This is a genomic window from Streptomyces sp. NBRC 110028 (genome assembly GCF_001417735.1).
Classification (GTDB): domain Bacteria; phylum Actinomycetota; class Actinomycetes; order Streptomycetales; family Streptomycetaceae; genus Streptomyces.
This window is the reverse complement of record NZ_BBUZ01000010.1, coordinates 1-962: the sequence shown is the minus strand read 5'-3', so window position 1 is coordinate 962 and position 962 is coordinate 1. Positions and strand designations below refer to the sequence as shown.

The window sequence follows — 962 nt, the reverse complement described above, 5'->3', positions numbered from 1 at the left end:
CCCTGCGGAGCCGGGCGATCGCCCGGATCGCTGGTGGGGGCGGCATGGTCTCCATCAGCCTCCCGGCCGACCGCGTCCGCACCATGCTGGAGGAGTTCGGCGGCCGGATATCGGTCGCCGCGGTCAACGGCCACTCGTCCACCGTGGTCTCCGGCGATACCAAGGACTTGGACGCGTTCGTAGTACTCTGTCAGGTGCATGACCTGCGTGTCCGTCGTATCCCGGTGGACTATGCCTCCCACTCTGCGCAGATGGATCAGTTCCGCGACAAGCTGCTGGAGGCGCTGGCGGACATCACTCCGCAGCGTTCCAGTGTGCCGTTCTTCTCGACGGTGACGGCGGACTGGCTGGACACGACCGCCCTGGACGCCGGGTACTGGTTCACCAACCTGCGGGAGACCGTCCGGTTCCAAGAAGCCGTCGAAGGGCTCCTCGCACACGGGATGGGCGCGTTCATCGAGTGCAGCCCGCACCCCGTCCTCGTCCCGGGCATCGCAGAAACACTCGACGCCTTCGACGCCGACGCTGTCGCACTGTCGTCGCTGCGGCGGGACGAAGGCGGCCTGGATCGGCTCTTCACATCCCTCGCGGAAGCGTTCGTGAAGGGTGTGGAGGTCGACTGGACCCGAGTATTCGAGGGTGGGCGCCCGCGCATCGTCGATCTGCCCACCTACGCCTTCCAGCGACAGCACTACTGGCTGCACGAAGAGCCGCTGCAAGAGCCGGTCGTTGAGGCGTGGGATGCCGAGTTCTGGTCTGTGGTCGAACGCGGCGATGCCACAGCCGTGTCCGACTTGCTGAACACAGACGCCGAGGCTTTGCGCTCGGCGTTGCCGGCCTTGTCGTCGTGGCGGCGGCGTCGGGTGGAGCATAAACGGTTTCAGGACTGGCGTTACCGGGTGGAGTGGAAGCCTTGTCCGGCCGCGCTTGATGAGGTGATCGGTGGTGGTTGGTTGTTCGTT

The 962-nt window shown here is 65.9% G+C and carries 1 protein-coding gene; it reads left to right on the top strand.

Features of this window, described 5'->3' with window-relative positions; all coding sequences use genetic code 11:
* Positions 1 to 2: 2 nt before the first annotated feature.
* Positions 3 to 962, top strand: a 960-nt coding sequence (locus ASC60_RS00055; protein ID WP_267892771.1) for an acyltransferase domain-containing protein, incomplete at its 3' end; no start/stop codon positions are given.